Source organism: Azospirillum sp. TSO22-1 (genome assembly GCF_003116015.1).
GTDB lineage: Bacteria > Pseudomonadota > Alphaproteobacteria > Azospirillales > Azospirillaceae > Azospirillum.
Map to the genome: position 1 here is coordinate 1 of NZ_LGQZ01000018.1, position 17,633 is coordinate 17,633.

Annotated in this window: 21 protein-coding genes; 14 read left to right on the plus strand and 7 right to left on the minus strand. The window is 70.9% G+C overall.

Annotated elements, in window-relative coordinates; translation table 11 throughout:
- The 6 genes from TSO221_RS05740 to TSO221_RS05765 form a co-directional block, all read left to right on the plus strand.
- The coding region (locus TSO221_RS05740) for a cytochrome c-type biogenesis CcmF C-terminal domain-containing protein (RefSeq protein WP_199229395.1) at positions 1 to 1,283 on the plus strand (1,283 nt) is incomplete at its 5' end.
- A 19-nt stretch (positions 1,284 to 1,302) separates the two neighbouring features.
- Complete coding sequence (locus tag TSO221_RS05745) at positions 1,303 to 1,833, plus strand: DsbE family thiol:disulfide interchange protein (RefSeq protein WP_109117523.1); 531 nt, start codon at positions 1,303 to 1,305, stop codon at positions 1,831 to 1,833.
- Entirely contained in the window at positions 1,830 to 2,318 is a 489-nt protein-coding gene (locus tag TSO221_RS05750) for a cytochrome c-type biogenesis protein (protein WP_109117524.1), read from the plus strand. Before TSO221_RS05745 ends, TSO221_RS05750 begins: the two co-directional genes overlap by 4 nt.
- A complete protein-coding gene (gene ccmI, locus TSO221_RS05755) occupies positions 2,318 to 3,709 on the plus strand; it encodes a c-type cytochrome biogenesis protein CcmI (protein WP_109117525.1) in 1,392 nt (463 codons plus the stop codon). Before TSO221_RS05750 ends, ccmI begins: the two co-directional genes overlap by 1 nt.
- 57 nt (positions 3,710 to 3,766) lie before the next feature.
- Positions 3,767 to 4,009 (plus strand): hypothetical protein, encoded by a 243-nt coding sequence (locus TSO221_RS05760; RefSeq protein WP_109117526.1) that lies wholly within the window; start codon positions 3,767 to 3,769, stop codon positions 4,007 to 4,009.
- Positions 4,006 to 4,287 (plus strand): GNAT family N-acetyltransferase, encoded by a 282-nt coding sequence (locus TSO221_RS05765; protein WP_109117527.1) that lies wholly within the window; start codon positions 4,006 to 4,008, stop codon positions 4,285 to 4,287. The genes TSO221_RS05760 and TSO221_RS05765 overlap by 4 nt, the downstream gene beginning before the upstream one ends.
- Here TSO221_RS05765 and TSO221_RS05770 read toward each other — a convergent pair.
- Positions 4,263 to 5,285, minus strand: a complete 1,023-nt coding sequence (locus tag TSO221_RS05770; protein ID WP_109117528.1) for an ABC transporter substrate-binding protein — start codon at positions 5,283 to 5,285, stop codon at positions 4,263 to 4,265. The genes TSO221_RS05765 and TSO221_RS05770 overlap by 25 nt on opposite strands.
- 104 nt (positions 5,286 to 5,389) lie before the next feature.
- Positions 5,390 to 5,827, minus strand: coding sequence for a hypothetical protein (locus TSO221_RS05775; RefSeq protein WP_109117529.1), 438 nt, complete (start codon positions 5,825 to 5,827; stop codon positions 5,390 to 5,392).
- A 160-nt stretch (positions 5,828 to 5,987) separates the two neighbouring features.
- Here TSO221_RS05775 and TSO221_RS05780 point away from each other — a divergent pair, with 160 nt between their 5' ends.
- From TSO221_RS05780 to TSO221_RS05790, 3 genes are all read left to right on the plus strand, one after another.
- Positions 5,988 to 6,749 (plus strand): SDR family NAD(P)-dependent oxidoreductase, encoded by a 762-nt coding sequence (locus tag TSO221_RS05780; RefSeq protein WP_109117530.1) that lies wholly within the window; start codon positions 5,988 to 5,990, stop codon positions 6,747 to 6,749.
- Between the two features lie 69 nt (positions 6,750 to 6,818).
- Positions 6,819 to 7,208 (plus strand): antitoxin Xre/MbcA/ParS toxin-binding domain-containing protein, encoded by a 390-nt coding sequence (locus TSO221_RS05785; RefSeq protein ID WP_109117531.1) that lies wholly within the window; start codon positions 6,819 to 6,821, stop codon positions 7,206 to 7,208.
- Positions 7,209 to 7,308: 100 nt separating this feature from the next.
- The gene (locus TSO221_RS05790; RefSeq protein WP_109117532.1) at positions 7,309 to 7,539 is read left to right on the plus strand and encodes a hypothetical protein; all 231 of its coding nucleotides are present in this window, start codon (positions 7,309 to 7,311) and stop codon (positions 7,537 to 7,539) included.
- Between the two features lie 196 nt (positions 7,540 to 7,735).
- Here the strand turns inward: TSO221_RS05790 and TSO221_RS05795 are convergent, their stop codons facing one another.
- The 3 genes from TSO221_RS05795 to TSO221_RS05805 all read right to left on the minus strand — a co-directional run bounded on the left by TSO221_RS05795 (position 7,736) and on the right by TSO221_RS05805 (position 9,550).
- Positions 7,736 to 8,971 carry an argininosuccinate synthase gene (locus TSO221_RS05795; RefSeq protein ID WP_109117634.1) on the minus strand — a complete coding sequence of 412 codons (1,236 nt, stop codon included), beginning with the start codon at positions 8,969 to 8,971 and terminating at the stop codon, positions 7,736 to 7,738.
- Positions 8,972 to 9,035: 64 nt separating this feature from the next.
- Positions 9,036 to 9,317 carry a hypothetical protein gene (locus TSO221_RS05800; protein ID WP_109117533.1) on the minus strand — a complete coding sequence of 94 codons (282 nt, stop codon included), beginning with the start codon at positions 9,315 to 9,317 and terminating at the stop codon, positions 9,036 to 9,038.
- Positions 9,317 to 9,550 carry a hypothetical protein gene (locus TSO221_RS05805; protein WP_109117534.1) on the minus strand — a complete coding sequence of 78 codons (234 nt, stop codon included), beginning with the start codon at positions 9,548 to 9,550 and terminating at the stop codon, positions 9,317 to 9,319. Before TSO221_RS05805 ends, TSO221_RS05800 begins: the two co-directional genes overlap by 1 nt.
- A 143-nt stretch (positions 9,551 to 9,693) precedes the next feature.
- On the opposite strand from TSO221_RS05805, the gene TSO221_RS05810 reads away from it, so the two are divergent.
- Complete coding sequence (locus TSO221_RS05810) at positions 9,694 to 12,606, plus strand: PAS domain S-box protein (RefSeq protein ID WP_109117535.1); 2,913 nt, start codon at positions 9,694 to 9,696, stop codon at positions 12,604 to 12,606.
- Positions 12,607 to 12,635: 29 nt separating this feature from the next.
- Positions 12,636 to 12,869 carry a plasmid stabilization protein gene (locus TSO221_RS05815; RefSeq protein WP_109117536.1) on the plus strand — a complete coding sequence of 78 codons (234 nt, stop codon included), beginning with the start codon at positions 12,636 to 12,638 and terminating at the stop codon, positions 12,867 to 12,869.
- Positions 12,870 to 13,228: 359 nt separating this feature from the next.
- Here TSO221_RS05815 and rlmN read toward each other — a convergent pair whose 3' ends face one another.
- Both rlmN and TSO221_RS05825 read right to left on the minus strand, forming a co-directional pair.
- Complete coding sequence (gene rlmN / locus TSO221_RS05820) at positions 13,229 to 14,398, minus strand: 23S rRNA (adenine(2503)-C(2))-methyltransferase RlmN (RefSeq protein WP_109117537.1); 1,170 nt, start codon at positions 14,396 to 14,398, stop codon at positions 13,229 to 13,231.
- Between the two features lie 234 nt (positions 14,399 to 14,632).
- Entirely contained in the window at positions 14,633 to 15,166 is a 534-nt protein-coding gene (locus TSO221_RS05825) for an invasion associated locus B family protein (RefSeq protein WP_109117538.1), read from the minus strand.
- Positions 15,167 to 15,368: 202 nt separating this feature from the next.
- Here TSO221_RS05825 and TSO221_RS05830 point away from each other — a divergent pair, with 202 nt between their 5' ends.
- The 3 genes from TSO221_RS05830 to TSO221_RS05840 are packed head-to-tail and all read left to right on the plus strand — an operon-like array spanning position 15,369 to position 17,522.
- Complete coding sequence (locus tag TSO221_RS05830; RefSeq protein ID WP_109117539.1) at positions 15,369 to 15,941, plus strand: sigma-70 family RNA polymerase sigma factor; 573 nt, start codon at positions 15,369 to 15,371, stop codon at positions 15,939 to 15,941.
- Complete coding sequence (locus TSO221_RS05835; protein WP_109117540.1) at positions 15,938 to 16,600, plus strand: ChrR family anti-sigma-E factor; 663 nt, start codon at positions 15,938 to 15,940, stop codon at positions 16,598 to 16,600. Before TSO221_RS05830 ends, TSO221_RS05835 begins: the two co-directional genes overlap by 4 nt.
- Positions 16,601 to 16,604: 4 nt before the next feature.
- Positions 16,605 to 17,522, plus strand: coding sequence for a queuosine salvage family protein (locus TSO221_RS05840; protein WP_158284001.1), 918 nt, complete (start codon positions 16,605 to 16,607; stop codon positions 17,520 to 17,522).
- Positions 17,523 to 17,633 lie beyond the last annotated feature (111 nt).

Here is a 17,633-nt window from a genome sequence, read left to right on the forward strand (position 1 = left end):
GCTGGGGCGGCTGGTGGTACTGGGACCCGGTCGAGAACGCCTCGTTCATGCCGTGGCTGGCCGGCACCGCGCTGCTGCACTCCTCCATCGTGGTGGAGAAGCGCGACGCGCTGAAGACCTGGACCATCCTGCTGGCGATCATCACCTTCTCGCTGTCGCTGATGGGCACCTTCCTGGTGCGCTCGGGCATCCTCACCTCGGTGCACGCCTTCGCCGTCGATCCGACGCGCGGCGTGTTCATCCTGGTGCTGCTGGCGCTGGCCACCGGCGGCTCGCTGCTGCTGTACAGCGTGCGGGCGCCGACGCTGAAGGCCGGCGGCGTGTTCACGCCGATCAGCCGCGAGGGCTCGCTGGTGCTGAACAACCTGCTGCTGTCCACGGCGACGGCCACGGTGTTCATCGGCACGCTGTACCCGCTGTTCCTCGACGTGCTGAATCTCGGCAAGGTGTCGGTGGGGGCACCCTTCTTCAATTCCACCTTCGTGCCGCTGATGATCCCGATGGTCGCCGCCATGGGCGTCGGCCCGTTCCTGTCCTGGAAGCGCGGCGACCTGCCGGGCGTGCTGGGCCGGCTGTGGGTGGCGCTGGTGGTGACCGCGCTGGCCGTGCTCTACGCCGTGTGGGCGGTGGGCGGCCCGGTGATGGCGCTGGTCGGCGTTGCCATGGGCGCCTGGGCCTTCGTCAGCGCGCTGGCCGAGTTCGCCGAGCGCATCCGCCTGTTCCGCGCCCCGGCCGGCGAGAGCTGGAGCCGCGCCGTCAACCTGCCGCGCAGCGCCTGGGGCATGACCATCGCGCACGCCTTCCTAGGGATCGGCATCATGGGGATGACCGCGACGTCCTCGTGGAACGCCGAGCTGATCAAGGGCATGAAGCCCGGCGACACCGCGACGGTGGCCGGCTACACGCTGCACTTCGAGAACGTCCGCCCCGGCTTCGGCGAGAACTACCGGGCCGAGGTCGGCACCTTCCGCGTCACCAAGGACGGCAAGGTCGTCACCACGCTGGAGCCGGAGCGCCGTTCCTACCCGGTGTCGCGCCAGACCACGTCGGAGACGGCGATCCACACCACGGCCTTCGCCGACCTCTACGTGGCGCTCGGCGACCCGGACTCGCAGGGTCTGTGGGTGGTGCGCATCTACCACCACCCGCTGCTGCCGTGGATCTGGATCGGCGCGCTCGGCCTGGTGTTCGGCGGGCTGGTCTCGCTGTCCGACCGCCGCTTCCGCATCGGCGCACCCGAGCGCCGCCGCAAGGGCGGCCCGGCCCTGCAGCCGGCCGAATAAGAAACGGAACCAAGAAACCATGCGCCGCCTGATCTACATCCTGCCGCTGCTCGTGCTCGCCGTGGTGGCCGCCTTCTTCTTCGTCGGCTTCAACCGCGACCCGAAGCTGGTGCCCTCGCCGATGATCGGCAAGCCGTCGCCGGCCTTCTCGGTCGCCGGCCTGCGCGGCAACGACGGCACGGTGGCGAACGCGACCTACGCGGGGAAGGTCACGCTGGTGAACTTCTTCGCCTCGTGGTGCGTGCCCTGCCGGGTCGAGCACCCGCTGCTGATGGAGCTGTCGCGCACCAAGGCGGTGAACATCGTCGGCGTCGACTACAAGGACAAGCCCGAGGACGCGCTGACCTGGCTGCGCCAACTCGGCGACCCGTACGGGGTGATCGGCGCCGACCGCGACGGCCGCGCCGCCATCGAGTGGGGCGTCTACGGCGTGCCGGAGAGCTACATCGTCGATAAGGCGGGCGTGATCCGCTACAAGCAGGTCGGCCCGATCACCGAGGACGTCTGGCGCACCGAGATGGCGCCGCTGATCAAGGAGCTGTCGCGGTGAAACGCCTGATTCTGGCCGCCGTGCTGGCGGCGGGGCTGGCCCCGGGGATGGTGACTCCGGCCTTTGCCGTGAACCCCGACGAGGTGCTGCCCGACCCCAGGCAGGAGGAGCGGGCGCGCGAGGTCAGCAAGGAGCTGCGCTGCCTCGTCTGCCAGAACCAGTCGATCGACGACTCCAACGCCGACCTCGCCCGCGACCTGCGCGTCATCGTGCGCGAGCGCATCAAGAAGGGCGAGTCGAACGAGCAGGTGCTGCAGTACGTCACCGACCGCTACGGCGACTACGTGCTGCTGAAGCCGCCGTTCAAGGCGACGACGCTGCTGCTGTGGGCCGGGCCGTTCGTCATCCTGGCGTTCGGCGCGCTGGGCACCGTCGTCTACCTGCGCAACCGCCGCGCCGCCGGGGGTGTGTCCGGCGACACCGCGCCATTGACCGAGGACGAGCGCCGGCGCCTCGACGCGCTTCTGCGCAAGGACGGGATCTGATGCTGTTCTGGATACTCGCGGCGGCGCTGACGGCCGTCGTGCTGCTGATCATCGTGCCGCCGCTGCTGAAGGCCCAGAAGGCCGAGGCCGCCGGCCCGTCGCGCGGCGCCTACGACCTGGAGGTCTACCGCGACCAGCTGACCGAGCTGGAGCGCGACCGCGGCCGCGGCCTGATCACCGACGCCCAGATGGAGGCCGCCAAGGCCGAGATCGCCCGGCGCATGCTGGCGCTCGCCGACGAGGCTAGGAAGGGCGCCGCGGGCGCCGGCCCGGTGAACCGCACCAAGGCGGTGGCGGCGCTGCTGGCGGTGGCGATCCCGCTGGGCGCGGTGGTGGTCTACCTGCCGCTCGGCCGGCCGGAGCTGCCGGCGCAGCCGCTGGCGTCCCGCGACCTCGCCGCCGAGGAGCGCCAGATGGCCGGCGGCCCGCCCGCCCCGGTGATGGAGGCGGTGCAGAAGCTCAAGAAGCACCTGGAGGACAACCCCAACGACGCGCAGGCCTGGACCCTGATGGGCCAGACCTACGGCAAGATCGGCCGCTACGAGCAGGCGGCGGAAGCGCTGAAGCGCGCCGCCGACCTGCAGCCGGGCAACCTGGACGCCAAGTCGGCCTACGCCGAGATGTCCACCGCCGCCAACGGCGGCACGGTAACCGAGGAGTCGCTGCGCGTCTTCCAGGCGATGCTGATCAAGGACCCGAAGGACTCCCGCGCCCGCTTCTTCCTGGCGCTGGCCCGGCTGCAGGCCGGCGATGCCAGGGGGGCGCTGGACGGCTGGGTGGCGCTGGTCGCCGACACCCCGGCCGACGCGCCATGGCTGCCGGTGGTGCAGGCCCGCATCAAGGAGGCGGCGACTGCCCTCAAGCTCGACGTCGCCAGCGTCATGCCGAAGCCGGCGCCGCCGCAGAACCACCCGAACGTGGATGGCCAGCAGGGCGGCAACGCCGACCAGGACCGGCAGATCCGCCAGATGGTGGAGCAACTCGACGCCAAGATGCGCGCCAACCCGCAGGATGTGGACGGCTGGCTGAAGCTGGCGCGCTCCTACACCGTGCTGGCCGACCACGACAAGGCGATCGAGGCCGCCAAACAGGCGCTCGACCGCGCGCCGACGCGGGTGGAGGTGCGCATCGCCTACGCCGACGCGCTGCTCGGCCGCGCGCCGGAGGACGGGCCGCTGCCGGCCGACGCCGTGGCGGCGCTGCGCGAGGTGCTGGCGCTCGACCCGGCCAACAAGGAGGCGCTGTGGCTGCTTGGCCTCGACGCCGCGCAGGGCGGCCGGCGCGACGAGGCGGCCGAGCTGTTGAACCGCCTGCTGGCGCAGATGGACCCGAAGGACCCCGACCGCGAGACCGTGCGCCAGCGCCTCGCGTCGCTGAAGAGCGGCGGCTGAGGGAACACCGGCGCGCCGCATCGGTTGTTGATCCTGGGGTAGACCGGGAGGAGCGCCATGGCGGACTCACGTTTCCAGTGGCCGATCAACGTGCCCGAGCCGATGGGCCGGGCCGTGGCCCGCGACATCGGCTTCGTCGAGGGCGAAGACTTCGTCAACGAGGGCCGGAGCTTCTGGTTCGACGGCATCGAGAAGGCGATGCAGTTCAACCGCGCGCTGGCCGACGAGCCGCACAGCGGCCGCGGCTCGCCCGACGACGCCAGGGTCGAGCCCGAAGACAAGACGGTGCCGCACCGGTGAGCGGGGCGGTCACCGACAACGCCGCCGCCAGCCGCTTCGAACTGGCCGAGGACGGCGCCGTCGCCTTCGCCGAGTACCGCGTGCGCGACGGGCATCTGGTCTTCACCCACACCGAGGTGCCGGACAGCCTGTCCGGCCGCGGCGTCGGCTCACGCTTGGCGAAGGGCGCGCTCGGCCTCGCCCGCGCGCGCGGGCTGCCGGTGGTGGCGGAGTGCCCGTTCATCGCGGGCTACATCCGCAAGCACCCGGAGTTTCAGGACCTGCTGGCCGCGTCGTAGAAGCTGAAGTCGAACAGCGTGTCCAGGTCCACCGGCGAGGCGAGCTGGCCGAGGCGCTGCTGGAAGTCCTGCATGCGCCCGGTCCCCTCGACGATGCCGCGCGGGTCGGCCACCAGCGTCGTGGCGTCCGAGGTCAGCGCCCGCTGCAGCACCTCCGGCTCGATCAGTCCCTTGCCAATGTACGCGCCGACGTGCTCCGCCGTGCGGGCGGGCTCGCGCTTGGCGAAGTCGGTCGCGCGGACGTGCAGCCGCACCAGCGCCGCCACCGCGTCGCGCTCGCGGGCGATGGCGTTCTCGGTGACGGCGACCACGGCGCCCGGCTGCCTGGGGAAGAGCTGCCCCGCCGGCACCAGGATGCGCGCGTCGGGCAGGCGCGCGCGCACCACCGTGAGGATCGGTTCGAGGATGGAGGAGCCGTCGACGGCGCCGGACAGCAGCGCCTGCTGCACGTGCTCCTCGCCCATGCCGATCACCTCGACCTCCGCCGCAGGTACCTTCGCCACCTCCTGCAGCCAGTAGCGCAGCACCGTCTCCGGCACCGAGCCGGCAGGCAGCGTGGCGATCTTCGCCGGACGGCCCTGCGCCCGGCGGAACGCCGCGAACCCCTCGGCCGGCGACGGCGCCCCGGCCACCGCCTGGGCCAGCGGGCCGCGGCCGATCAGCGCCACCTGATCGACGATGTTGGCGGCGACGATCTTCACCGGCACACCCTTGGAGCGGGCGATCATCGCCGGGCCGATGCCGACGTAGGCCACGTCAAGCGTGCCCGAGGCCAGCGCCTGGATCATCGCCGGGCCGGACTGGAACCCCGTGGTCTGCAGGTCCAGCCCGGCGTCCCGCGCCCAGCCCTCGCCGAGCAGCACGAAGAGCTGCGTCATCGGGATGATGGGGATGTAGCCGACGCGCAGCCGCGTCGCGGCGGCGACCCCACGCGGCGACAGGGCCAGGCCGCCCAGCGCGGCAGCAGCGGTCAGCAGGGTGCGGCGGGATAGGAGCATCGGCACGGCCTTTCACAAGCACGCCGCCAGAGGCGCGGTGAAAAGCACATTAGCGCACGTCGCAATGACAGGAAATCACAAGAATTTTACGATATTCAGACTCGCTACGGCACTGCCTTCAGCGCGATGTCCACCGTCTCCACCGCGCAGTCCGCCTTGGCGGTGCAATAGCGGTATTCGATGCGCAGCGCGCCGTCGTTGCTGTCGGCGTCGCCGAAGCGCACCTTGCCCGGCCCGTCCAGCGGTAGCGCGGCGCGCACGGTGCCGGCGCGGCCCTTGCCCTCGGCGCGCACGGTGGTCGGGAACTTCACGGCGATGTGCGGGCGCACCAGCGCCGGGGCGTCCACCCGCACCATCGGCGGCTCGATCCGCACGCCGTCGAGCGGATGCACGCTCAGCACCAGCGATTCGCGGTTGCCCTCGCGCTCCAGCGCGGCGCCGATGTCGGCGCTTTTGGTGCGCAACGACCATTCGCGCTCCGCCCCGGCCGCGGCGGCCGGCACGGCACCGGCCAGCAGCGCCGCAACCCACAGTGTCCGCATCGCCCCACCCCGCTTCACCCGTGCCCAAGCCGGCGATGATGGAACCCATCCGACGCCGAGCGCAAGCGACGGGGTGTCGCTGCCCCCCTGTGCCGGGTTCCGCCCGTCGTGCCGCCCTGCTACATAGAACGGCAAACCTGATAATCGGGAGGGACAGCGCATGCAGATCCAGGGACTTTCGGCCATCGTCACCGGCGGCGGCTCCGGCATGGGCGCCGCGACGGCGCGCCACCTCGCCCAGCAGGGCGCCAAGGTCACCGTGCTCGACGTCAACGAGGACGCGGTGCTCAAGGTGGCGCACGAGATCGGCGGCCTGGGGCTCGTCTGCGACGTCACCGATTCCGCTTCGGCCGAGCGCGCCTTCGAGCAGGCCCGCTCCGCGCACGGCGCCGCCCGCATCGCCGTCAACTGCGCCGGCATCGCCCCCGCGCAGCGCATCGTCGGCCGCGACGGCGCGATGCCGCTGGAGAACTTCCGCCGGGTGATCGAGGTCAACCTGATCGGCACCTTCAACATCCTGCGCCTGGCCGCCGCCGACATGGCGAAGCTCGACCCGCTGGACAGCGGCGAGCGCGGCGTCATCGTCAACACCGCCTCGGTCGCCGCCTACGAGGGGCAGGTGGGCCAAGCCGCCTACGCCTCGTCGAAGGGCGGCATCGTGGCGCTGACCATCTGCGCGGCGCGCGACCTCGCCCGCAGCGCCGTCCGCGTGATGACCATCGCCCCCGGCCTGATCGGCACGCCGATGCTGCTGACCATGCCGCAGGAGGTGCAGGACAGCCTCGCGGCCTCCGTCCCCTTCCCCAAGCGGTTCGGCCGCCCGGAGGAGTACGCCCGCCTCGTCCAGCACATCGTCGAGAACGAGATGCTGAACGGCGACGTGATCCGCCTGGACGGCGCCATCCGTATGGCCCCGCAATAAGTTATATGCTCTGATTGACCCGCGGGAGGGCACGCGGCCCTCCCGCCCTTCTTCATCGAAAGAGCCTCCATGCCCCCGAAGCCGTTGCGAAAGGCCGCCGCTGCTCCCGCCTCCCCCGAGGCGCTGGCGATCACCCAGGCGCTGCTGCGCGCCGCCGACCAGCTCGCCATGCCCGACCGGGTGCTGGCGAAGGTGATCGGGGTGCCGGACGCGACGCTCGCCCGCCTGCGCGGCGGCGAGGCGCTGCCCGAGGAGGGCAAGGCGCAGGAGCTGGCGGTGCTGTTCACCCGGCTGTGGCGCTCGCTCGACGCCATCGTCGACGGCGACGGCAAGGCGGCGCGCGAGTGGATGAACCACCACAACCCGGTGCTCGACGGCACGCCGATGGAGACGGTGCAGACCATCACCGGTCTGGTCGAGGCAATCCACTACCTCGATGCGCCGAAGCCGATTTTCTGAGGGAACCTCCGGGTGCACCGCAGCATTCTTTGACTCAGGTCAAAGCCGGCCCCTGGCGGCTCGGCCTATGCTGTTCGGCAGATAGCCACGAGGTGCACCGATGAAGCCGGCCCGTTCCCAGACCACCCGCCCCGCGTCGCGCACCCAGCGCGCCCTGGCGCAGATGGCGCCGGCGATCAGCAGCATCCTGATGGGCATGGCCTGCGTCGGCGGCGGCGCCGGGCTGGTGGCCTCCTTCCTGGAGCAGAACGGCGTGGGCCTGGCGTTGTCCGCCACCCTGCTGGTGGTCGCGGCGGAACTGTACTTCAGCAGCCGCCCGCGCGAGGCGTGAGGGCATAGTGGCACTGCTTCTGCCCCTCCCCCAGCCCCGCTGGGGGAGGAAGGGGCCCGCGCCGCAGGCGTGGGAAGGTGGGGGCAGCGGCGTAGGCGGCAGGCGTTGATTCTCGTACACGCCGCTGCCCCCACCCTCCCGCTGCGCGGGTCCCTCCCTCCCCCGCCTGAGGCGAGGGAGGGGGTGATAGGCTTGCTTACTTCAGGTTCCCCTTCGCCATGGCGCCCAGGCGCAGGCGGAGCGCGTTCAGCTTGATGAAGCCCTCGGCGTCCTTCTGGTTGTAGACGCTGTCCTCCTCGAAGGTCACGTAGTCCAGGCGGTACAGCGAGTTCGGCGACTGGCGGCCGACCACCGAGACGCTGCCCTTGAACAGCTTCAGACGCACCGTGCCGTTCACCACCTCCTGCGTCTGGTCAATCAGCGCCTGCAGCGCCAGGCGCTCCGGGCTCCACCAGTAGCCGCAGTAGATCAGCTCGGCGTAGCGCGGCATCAGCTCGTCCTTGAGGTGCGCCGCACCGCGGTCCAGCGTGATGCTCTCGATGCCGCGGTGGGCGGCCAGCAGGACGGTGCCGCCCGGCGTCTCGTAGATGCCGCGCGACTTCATGCCGACGTAGCGGTTCTCGACCAGGTCCAGGCGGCCGATGCCGTTCTCGCCGCCCAGGCGGTTCAGCTCGGTCAGGATCTGCATCGGCGACATCGCCTTGCCGTCGATCGCCACCGCGTCGCCGCGCTTGAACTCGACCTCGACGTAGGTGGGCGTGTCCGGCGCCTTCTCCGGGGCGACGGAGCGGGTGTACATGTCCTCGTCCGCCTCCTGCCACGGGTTCTCCAGGGCCTTGCCCTCGTAGGAGATGTGCAGGAGGTTGGCGTCGGTGGAGTACGGCGCCTCGCCGCGCTTGTCCTTGGCGATCGGGATCTGGTGCTTCTCGGCGTAGTCGATCAGCGTGGTGCGGCTGTTCAAGGTCCACTCGCGCCACGGCGCGATGATCTTGATGTCCGGACGCAGCGCGTAGTAGCCCAGCTCGAAGCGGACCTGGTCGTTGCCCTTGCCGGTGGCGCCGTGCGCGACCGCGTCGGCGCCGACGAGGTTGGCGATCTCGATCTGGCGCTTGGCGATCAGCGGCCGGGCGATCGAGGTGCCGAGCAGGTAGACGCCCTCGTACACCGTGTTGGCGCGGAACATCGGGAATACGAAGTCGCGCACGAACTCTTCGCGCAGGTCGTCGATGAAGATGTTCCCGGGCTTGATGCCCAAGAGCTCGGCCTTCTTGCGCGCCGGCTCCAGCTCCTCGCCCTGGCCGAGGTCGGCGGTGAAGGTCACCACCTCGCAGCGGTAGGTCTCCTGCAGCCACTTCAGGATCACCGAGGTGTCCAGACCGCCGGAGTAGGCGAGCACGACTTTCTTGATCTCTTTGCCGGGAGCGACGCTCATGGGAAGGCTCATGCACAAGGAAGGGGTATGGGGTGCCGGACCTTATCCCCGCCGCGTCCCCGAATCAATCGGCGTCGGAAACCGGCTCCGCCGCCCTGGCGCCGTCGACGAACGGCCAGCGCACGTAGGCGAAGACCCACAGCGCCACGATGTCCGCCCCGTTGATCAGCAGCACCAGCACCCACAGCGGGCTGCGCCCGGCCTTCGCCAGCATCCAGCCGCCGAACACCATCTTCAGCATCAGCAGGATCGCGATGATCAGGTTCGCCCACCACAGGTCGAGCGTCAGGATGGCCTGCCACGGCTCCCAGTAGACAGCGCGCAGGAGATCGGTCAGCGCGTCCATCACGCGGTCCTCCGCGGCTTGCGCACGCGCGGCGCTTTCGGCGGCAGCACCGGCCAGCGGCGCACCGTCAGCATCCCCCACACCAGCAGCAGCCCGACCACCGGCACGAACACCAGGAACGCCCACCACGGCGCGAAGCCGGCGCGCCGGCAGATCCGCGCCAGCGGCCACACCGCCAGCACGTTGAAGACGAACAGCACCAAGCCGGGATCGACGGCGAACTGCGCCTGCACGGACGGACCCTCCCTGAACGCCGCGCCTACATGCCTCGCCCCTCCCGGCTTGTCGAGGACGAAGTTGCGACCGCCGCGTGCCGCCCGTGCATCGCGAGGCCCACTGGTGCTACCATGCACGCTTTCCACCACACGCCCGCCCCGTGAACACCCTCACCGCGCCTCCGTCCCTGGCCGTCACCACCGCGCCGGCCGTCTTCGTCCGCTTCCGCATCGGCCTGATGGTGCTGGTGCTGCTGGCGGCGCTGGGGCTGACCGCCGCCGCCGTCACCGAGATCGTGCACGCCCGTGCCCAGGCTGACGACGAGGCGCTGCGCCATGTCCAGAACCTCGCCAAGACGCTGGAGCTGCACGCCCGGGGCACCTTCCGCACCGCCAGCCTGGCCGCCGCCGCGGTCACCGAGGCGGTGACCCCGCGCCCCGGCGCCGAACCGCCCGCCGACGAGGAGGTGCAGCGCCTGATGACGCGGCTGATGGCCGGCGACGGCGCCATCCGCAACCTGACGGTGGCCGACGCGGACGGCTGGGTGCGTCTGGACGCGGTGCCGCCGGTGCGCGGGATCCGCGTCGCCGACCGCGAGTACTTCAAGGCGCACCAGGGCCCGGAGGACCGCGGCCCCTTCGTCTCGGCGCCGATGATCAGCCGGGTCTACCGGGACTGGGCCATGGTCATCAGCCGGCGCGTCTCCGACCCCGCCGGCGGCTTCGCCGGCATCGTCTACGCCACCATCGACCTCAGCACGGTCCGGCAGTTCTACGCCTCGCTGGACGTCGGCCCGCAGGGCAGCGTCACGCTGTGGACGCCGGAAGGCTACCTGCTGGCCCGCCACCCGGAGAGCACCGAACCGCGGTTCAGCCCGTCGCAGCTCGCCGCCGCAACCCGCGAGGCCCTCGCCGGCCGGCGCGAAGGCGTGATCACCGGCCCATCGACGATCGATGGCGTCAACCGTGTCGCCGCCTTCCGCGCCGTGGAGGGGCTGCCGCTCTACGTCTCGGTGCGGCTGGCCGAGCAGGACTACCTGGCCGGCTGGCGCGCCTCGGCCCGGCAGTCCATGCTGGTGCTGGCCGCCGAGATCGCGGTGGTGCTGGCGCTGACCGCGCTGCTGCTGCGCTACCTGCGGCGGCTGGAGGCGACGGCGCGCGCGCTGCAGGACAGCGAGAACCGCGCCCGCGCCATCTTCGACAGCACCTTCCAGTACATGGCGCTGCTGGAGCCGGACGGACGCATCCTGGCGGTCAACCGCGCCGGCCTCGACTTCGGTGAGGAGCGCTTCGACGACGGCGATCTGTCGACCGTCGCGGGCTGCCCCGCCTGGAAGATGCGCGCGTGGCGCCGCCGCCCCGAATCGGTGGAGCGCATGCGCGACGCGGTGGAACGCGCGGCAGCCGGCACCCTGGTCCGCTTCGAGGCGGAGTTGCAGGGGCTGGACGGGGTCCACACGGTGGACTGCTCGGTCAAGCCGGTGCACGACGGCGACGGGCGCGTCGTCCTGCTGATCGCCGAGGCGCGCGACATCAGCGAGCGCAAGCGGATCGAGAACAGCCTGCGCCAGAGCGAGGCGCGGCTGCGCTCCTACCTGGACGCGGCGATGGAGGGGATCCTCGTCACCGACTGCACCGGGCGCTACGTGGACGCCAACCCCGCGGCCTGCGAGATCCTCGGCTACACGCGGGACGAGCTGCTGACGCGCAGCGTGCGCGACATCCTGACCGAGGCGCCGCGCACCGCGGACGGGCTGCCCGACATCTTCGCCACGCTGTTGTACACCGGCGAGTTCCGCGGCGAGACGGTGATGCGGCGCAGGGACGGCGAGCTCCGGCTGGCCGAGGTGACCGCCGTGCGGCTCGACGACGACCGCAACCTGAGCGTCATCCGCGACGTCACCGAGCGCCGCGCCGCCGAGGAGGCGCTGCGCACCAGCACCGCCCGCCTCGGTGCGCTGGTGCAGGCGTTGCCGGACATCGCCTTCATCCTGGACGGCGAGGGCCGTTACCGCGAGGTGCTGGCCGCGCACGACGATCTGGTAAGCGTCCCGCCCCGGCAGGTGATCGGCCGCCACATCACCGAGGTGCTGCCGCCCGAAGCCGCCCGCCGGATGGCCGAGGTGATCGCCCGCACGCTGCGCAGCGCCCAGCCGCAGGCGGTGGAATACGTCCTCCAGGTCCCGGCCGGCCGCCGCTGGTACGAGGCGCGCACCGCGGCGCTGCCGCCCGACTTCGGCTCGCGCTCCATGGTGCTGGTGCTGGCCCGCGACATCACCGAGCGCGTGCTGGCGGCGGAGCGGCTGGCCCAGGCCAAGGAGCAGGCGGAAAGCGCCAGCCGCATCAAGAGCAACTTCCTCGCCACCATGAGCCACGAGCTGCGCACGCCGCTGAACGCCATCATCGGCTTCTCGGAGATCATGGTGCACCAGGTGTTCGGCCCGATCGGCAGCGACCGCTACGCCGACTACGCCCGCCATATCCAGCAGAGCGGCAGCCACCTGCTGGAGCTGATCAACGACGTGCTGGACATGTCGAAGCTGGAGGCCGGCCGCTACACGCTGGAGGACCGCGTGATGAAGCTGGACGCGGTGCTGGACGCCTGCCTGACGGTCAGCACGGTGCCGGCGGAGGCTGGCGGCGTGGCGCTCGTCCCGGCGTTCATCCAGCCGCTGCCGCGCCTGCGCGGCGACGAGCGGGCGGTGCGGCAGGTGGTGCTGAACCTGCTGGCCAACGCGGTGAAGTTCACCCCGCCCGGCGGCCAGGTGACGCTGTCGGCGGCGCCGGCGCCGGGCGGCGGGCTGGATCTGGTGGTCGCCGACACCGGCATCGGCATCGCGCCCGAGGCCCTGCGGACCATCACCGAGCCGTTCCAGCAGGCCGACAACTCGATCAGCCGCCGCTTCGGCGGCACCGGCCTGGGGCTGGCGATCAGCCGCAACCTGGTGGAGTTGCACGGCGGCTCGCTGAGCATCGCCAGCGAGCCCGGCCGCGGCACCACCGTCACCGTGCGCTTCCCGGCGGATCGGGTGGTGCGGGAGGCGGCCCTTGAAGCGGCGGCTGACCCGGCCTAACCTTCCCTGCAAGCGGATGGAGGCGCGGCATGGGGCGGCAATTGCTGATCCGGGATCTGGACGAGATGGTGGTCGGCCGCCTGGAAGCGCGCGCCCAGTCGGCGGGAACCTCCCTGGAGCAGGAGGTACGCCGCATCCTGACCGAGGCGGCCGGCTCCAATCCCGACGATTTTCAGGCCATGTCGGCGGCGTGGCGGAAGCGCTTCAAGCCGTTGCCGGGGTTCGACGTGGTCGAGGCGATCCGCGAGGACCGTGACCGGTGAGGCTTGTCGTGGATGCAAGCGTAGCGGCGCTCTGGTTCCTGGACGAGCCTCTGAGTGAACGCGCGGCCGAACTCCCCAAGAACCACGACTTGTTGGCGCCCGCTCACCACACTTTGCACTTTTTTGGCCGTCATCCCCGCGCAGGCGGGGATCCAGGATGAGCCCCAACAGGGGCGACATGACTCATATAGCTCGTGGACGCGAGCACTGGATCCCCGCCTGCGCGGGGATGACGGTTTGGAACGATGATTGCCAGCCGCAAAAGGTGTTCGCGCGCTTAATCATGAGCATAGCGAGCAAGTCCAGGCATGACGATAAGGGTATGATGTACCAGTTCGTGCGCCTTGCGGTAACAGGCCTCACCCCGCCAGCTCTGCGTCCTTCTCGGCGATGACCTGCTGGATCTGCGCCCGCTCGGCCGCGCTCAGCTTCATCGACTCGCTCTTCAGCTGGCCGCACGCCGCCATGATGTCCTCGCCGCGCGGGGTGCGCACCGGGCTGGCGTAGCCGGCGTGGTTGACGATGTCGCCGAACACCTGGATCGCCCGGTCGGTCGAGCGCTCGTAGGGCGCTCCCGGCCACGGGTTGAACGGGATCAGGTTGATCTTCGCCGGAATGCCCCGCAGCAGGTTGACCAGCGCGCGGGCGTCGGCCGGGCTGTCGTTCAGGCCCTTCAGCATCACGTACTCGAAGGTGATGCGGCGCGCGTTGTTGACGCCGGGGTAGTTCCGGCAGGCGTCGATCAGCTCCCGCAGCGGGTACTTGCGGTTGATCGGCATGATGACGTCGCGCAGTTCGTCGGTGACGGCGTGCAGGCTGACCGCGAGGTTGACGTTCAGCTCCTCGCCGCAGCGCTTCATCATCGGCACCACGCCGGAGGTCGACAGCGTGATGCGCCGCTTGGAGATCGAGATGCCGTCGCCGTCCATGACGATCTTCAGCGCCTTGGCGACGTTCTCGTAGTTAAACAGCGGCTCGCCCATCCCCATCATGACGATGTTGGAGACCATGCGGCCGTCCGGCGGCGCCGGCCACTCGCCCAGGGCGTCGCGCGCCAGCATCACCTGCGCGACGATCTCGGCGGCGTCCAGGTTGCGCACCAGGCGCTGCGTGCCGGTGTGGCAGAAGCGGCAGGTCAGCGTGCAGCCGACCTGGGAGGAGACGCACAGCGTGCCGCGGTCCTCCTCGGGGATGTGGACGCTCTCCACCTCCTGGCCATCGGGCATGCGCAGCAGCCACTTGCGGGTGCCGTCCACGGACTTCAGGTCGCGCACCACGCTCGGGCGCAGCACCGCGTAGGCCTCGGCCAGCTTGTCGCGCACCGGCTTGGCCAGCGTGGTCATCACCGCGAAGTCGGTGGCGCCGCGGTGGTAGATCCAGTGCCAGAGCTGGCGGGCCCGGAACTTCTCCAGGCCGAAGCCGAGCATCTCGGCCTCCAGCTCTTCGCGCGAGAGGCCGACGAGGTTCTTCCGCCCGTCCGCGTCGATTCGCGGCAGGGGGGACAAGGCAGCGGTGCTGATGGCGTTCATGGCCGCATTACATAGGCCCGGACGCCCGAAGAGTCAAAGTGACGCAGGGAAATGTTTGCGGGCACCGGCACACGCGTCCCCAACCCGCATCCCCCTTCCAACCGTCATCCCCGCGAAGGCGGGGATCCATACCTTCCATGGCATGCCGCTTCGGACATTATGGATCCCCGCCTTCGCGGGGATGACGCTGTGGGGAGTGTCTGTCCCCCCGCGACGCCCGACAAAGGAAGGGGATCAGCGCTTCACGCTGCACGCCGTGTTGATGGCGTTGTAGGCGTCCGCCATGCCGTCCAGGCTGTAGCTGTCGGCGGTCTTGGTGCCGCGGCCCGACATGCCCTTCATCACCATGAGCTTGCCCTTGGCGTCCTTCATGGCGGCGACCAGCGCCTTGTCGGTGTCGGCATCGCGCGCCCAGGCGGTCTCGCCGTCGGTGAACAGCTTGAAGGCCTTGGGGCCGACGTCCACCGTCGCCTCGCTCTCCTTCTTGAAGGAGTAGCCGGCGATGAAGCTCACCACGTCGAAGCTCTTCTCGCCCGGGCGGTGCGTGACCAGCACGTAGATGTCGCCGCGCTTGGCGCCGGCCGGCTCCTTCTTCTTGGGCTGGCTGGACATGTAGCAGACCTTGTGCCCGCCCTCGTCGAGGGCGAAGGCGTTCCAGTCCTTGAACGAGCCCAGGGCCTTCGGGTCGGCCGCCAGGGCGCCGGTGGCAACGGCGGAAAGCGCCAGCGCCGCGACGGCGGCACGACGAACGGTGCGGGGAAGCGACATCGTTGTGCGACTGCGAATTGGTTTCGGGATGCCGGGACACTATCCGAATTCGGCGGCGGTTTGAAGGGGGTGGACGCACGTGATCCACCGATCGAAAGTGTGCGTACAAGCCGTCATGGAACGCGCCCTCTCATCCTTTTTTCCGAGCCCCGGCCGCCACGCGCGGCTTGTGTGCGGGCGCGCGTTCGCCTTCAATGCAGCCATGCAGGATCCGCTTCCCCCGGCCGCGGCGGCCATGTCGCCCGACGATCTGCTGCTCGCGGTCGGCCGTGCGCGCGACCGGGCGGCCTTCGCCGCGCTGTTCGGCCACTTCGCCCCGCGCCTGAAGGCCTACCTGCGCCGGCTCGGCGCCGACGCGCAAGGAGCGGAGGAGCTGGTGCAGGAGGTGATGCTGCTGGTCTGGCGCCGCGCCGAGACCTTCGATCCCGCCCAGGCCTCCGCCGCCACCTGGGTGTTCACCATCGCCCGCAACCGCCGCATCGACGCGCTGCGCCGCGAGCAGCGGCCGGAGATCGACCCCGACGATCCCGCCCTCGTCCCCGATCCGGTCGAGCCCGCCGACCGCACGCTGGAGACCGCGCAGGACAGCGGCCGGCTGCGCGCCGCCATCCGGGCGCTGCCGCCGGAGCAGGCCGAGCTGCTGCGCATGGCCTATTTCGAGGACAAGCCGCACAGCGCCATCGCGGTGGAGCGCGGGCTTCCCCTCGGCACCGTGAAGTCTAGATTGCGTTTGGCGCTCGACCGCCTGCGCAAGGCCCTGAGAGACCCGTCATGAGCCTTCCCCTCCACCATCCCGGCGACGCGTTGCTGATGGACTACGCCGGTGGGTGCCTGGGCGAGGCCGGCGGGCTGGTCGTCGCCACGCACTTGGCGCTGTGCCCCGGCTGCCGCTGCGCGGTGGCCGAGCTGGACGCGGTCGGCGGCGCGCTCCTGGAGGAGTTGGAGCCCGACGCGCTCGCCCCCGGCGCGCTCGACCGGCTGTTCGCCCGCCTGGACGAGCCGCCCCCGTACGAAGAACCGCCGACGCCGCCGCGCATCGCGCCGCCCGCGGTGCCTTCGCTGATCCCCGAGCCGTTGCGCCGCTACGTCGGCGGCAACCCGGCGGCGATGCGCTGGCGGATGATGGCGCCGGGCTTCCAATGCGTCGACATCCCGCTGTCGCGCGGCGAGCGGGCGCGGCTGATCCGCATGAAGGGCGGCGCCGCGGCGCCGCGGCACAGCCACGAGGGGCTAGAGCTGGCGCTGGTGCTCGACGGCGGCTTCAGCGACGCCCTGGGGCAATTCGCGCGGGGCGACGTGGCGGTCGGCGATGGCAGCATCGACCACAAGCCGGTCGCCGATCCGGAGGGCTGCCTGTGCCTGTCGGTGACGCTGGGCCGGCTGCGGCTGACCGGTGCGGTCGGGCGCTTCCTCAACCCGTTTATGCGGCTGTGACGCAGTGAGCTTCTTCAACATCGTCCGCGGCGCCTGCGCCCGCATCGTCCGCGACTCCCGGCACGTCCGCGTCGAGGCCGACCGCATCGAAGCCTACGCCCAGGCGCTGGCCCCGGCCCTCGCCGCCACGCCGCTGGCCCTCGACCCCGCGCTGCACTACGTCGAGCCGGAGACCGACCCGGAGGGCACCGCGGCCTTCGTGCTGACGCTGGATTCGGTGAACTTCGGCTCCGGCTGGTTCCCCGACATCGTCGGCCCGACCGCCTCGGGCTACGGCGCGATTGCCGGCCGGCTGGCGCGGCACTTCCGCGAGCACGGCGCCATCCCCGCCGACCGGCTGGCCGGCGCCACGCCGCAGGACGCGCTGGACCTCTTCGGCTTCGACCCGGCCAACCCGGCGGCGGTCGAGCTGGCCGAGCTGTATGCGCAGGCGCTGAGCGACCTCGGCGGCTTCGTGCTGGACAACCACGACGGCCGCTTCCTCGACCTGGTGAACGCCGCCGACGGCTCGGCCGAGCGGTTGACGACCATCCTCTGGCGCATGCCGCTGTTCGAGGATTCGCCCTTCTACAAGCGCGCGCAGATCACCGCCGCCGACTTGGCGCTGGCCGGCATCACCGCCTTCACCGACCTCGGCCGGTTGACGGCGTTCGCCGACAACCTGCTGCCGCACGTGCTGCGCCACGACGGCGTGCTGACCTACGATCCCGAACTGGCCGGGCGCATCGACCGCGGCGACGTCATCGAGTCCGGCAGCCGCGAGGAGACCGAGCTGCGCGCCGCCGCGGTGCACGCGGTGGAGCTGCTGGCGGCGGCGCTCAACACCCCGGCGGTGCTGATCGACCGCGTGCTCTGGCACCGCGGCCAGCAGCCCGAGTACCGCGCAAAGCCGCGGCACCGGACGAAGACCGCCTACTATTGAGGCTCTGCTGAGCGCCGACAGCCTATTTCACCACGAAGGCACGAAGACACGAAGGTGAGGAGCGCGCGCCCGCCGCCTTCGTGTCTTCGTGCCTTCGTGGTGACTCCCTTG

What these genes read in the sequence shown, in the direction of transcription:
- TSO221_RS05745 (WP_109117523.1), top strand. Translation starts at nt 1,303, where the DNA reads ATGCGCCGCCTGATCTACATCCTGCCGCTGCTCGTGCTCGCCGTGGTG.
- ccmI (WP_109117525.1), top strand. Translation starts at nt 2,318, where the DNA reads ATGCTGTTCTGGATACTCGCGGCGGCGCTGACGGCCGTCGTGCTGCTG.
- TSO221_RS05760 (WP_109117526.1), top strand. Translation starts at nt 3,767, where the DNA reads ATGGCGGACTCACGTTTCCAGTGGCCGATCAACGTGCCCGAGCCGATG.
- TSO221_RS05770 (WP_109117528.1), bottom strand. Translation starts at nt 5,285, where the DNA reads ATGCTCCTATCCCGCCGCACCCTGCTGACCGCTGCTGCCGCGCTGGGC.
- TSO221_RS05775 (WP_109117529.1), bottom strand. Translation starts at nt 5,827, where the DNA reads ATGCGGACACTGTGGGTTGCGGCGCTGCTGGCCGGTGCCGTGCCGGCC.
- TSO221_RS05780 (WP_109117530.1), top strand. Translation starts at nt 5,988, where the DNA reads ATGCAGATCCAGGGACTTTCGGCCATCGTCACCGGCGGCGGCTCCGGC.
- TSO221_RS05785 (WP_109117531.1), top strand. Translation starts at nt 6,819, where the DNA reads ATGCCCCCGAAGCCGTTGCGAAAGGCCGCCGCTGCTCCCGCCTCCCCC.
- TSO221_RS05790 (WP_109117532.1), top strand. Translation starts at nt 7,309, where the DNA reads ATGAAGCCGGCCCGTTCCCAGACCACCCGCCCCGCGTCGCGCACCCAG.
- TSO221_RS05795 (WP_109117634.1), bottom strand. Translation starts at nt 8,971, where the DNA reads ATGAGCGTCGCTCCCGGCAAAGAGATCAAGAAAGTCGTGCTCGCCTAC.
- TSO221_RS05800 (WP_109117533.1), bottom strand. Translation starts at nt 9,317, where the DNA reads ATGGACGCGCTGACCGATCTCCTGCGCGCTGTCTACTGGGAGCCGTGG.
- TSO221_RS05815 (WP_109117536.1), top strand. Translation starts at nt 12,636, where the DNA reads ATGGGGCGGCAATTGCTGATCCGGGATCTGGACGAGATGGTGGTCGGC.
- rlmN (WP_109117537.1), bottom strand. Translation starts at nt 14,398, where the DNA reads ATGAACGCCATCAGCACCGCTGCCTTGTCCCCCCTGCCGCGAATCGAC.
- TSO221_RS05825 (WP_109117538.1), bottom strand. Translation starts at nt 15,166, where the DNA reads ATGTCGCTTCCCCGCACCGTTCGTCGTGCCGCCGTCGCGGCGCTGGCG.
- TSO221_RS05830 (WP_109117539.1), top strand. Translation starts at nt 15,369, where the DNA reads ATGCAGGATCCGCTTCCCCCGGCCGCGGCGGCCATGTCGCCCGACGAT.
- TSO221_RS05835 (WP_109117540.1), top strand. Translation starts at nt 15,938, where the DNA reads ATGAGCCTTCCCCTCCACCATCCCGGCGACGCGTTGCTGATGGACTAC.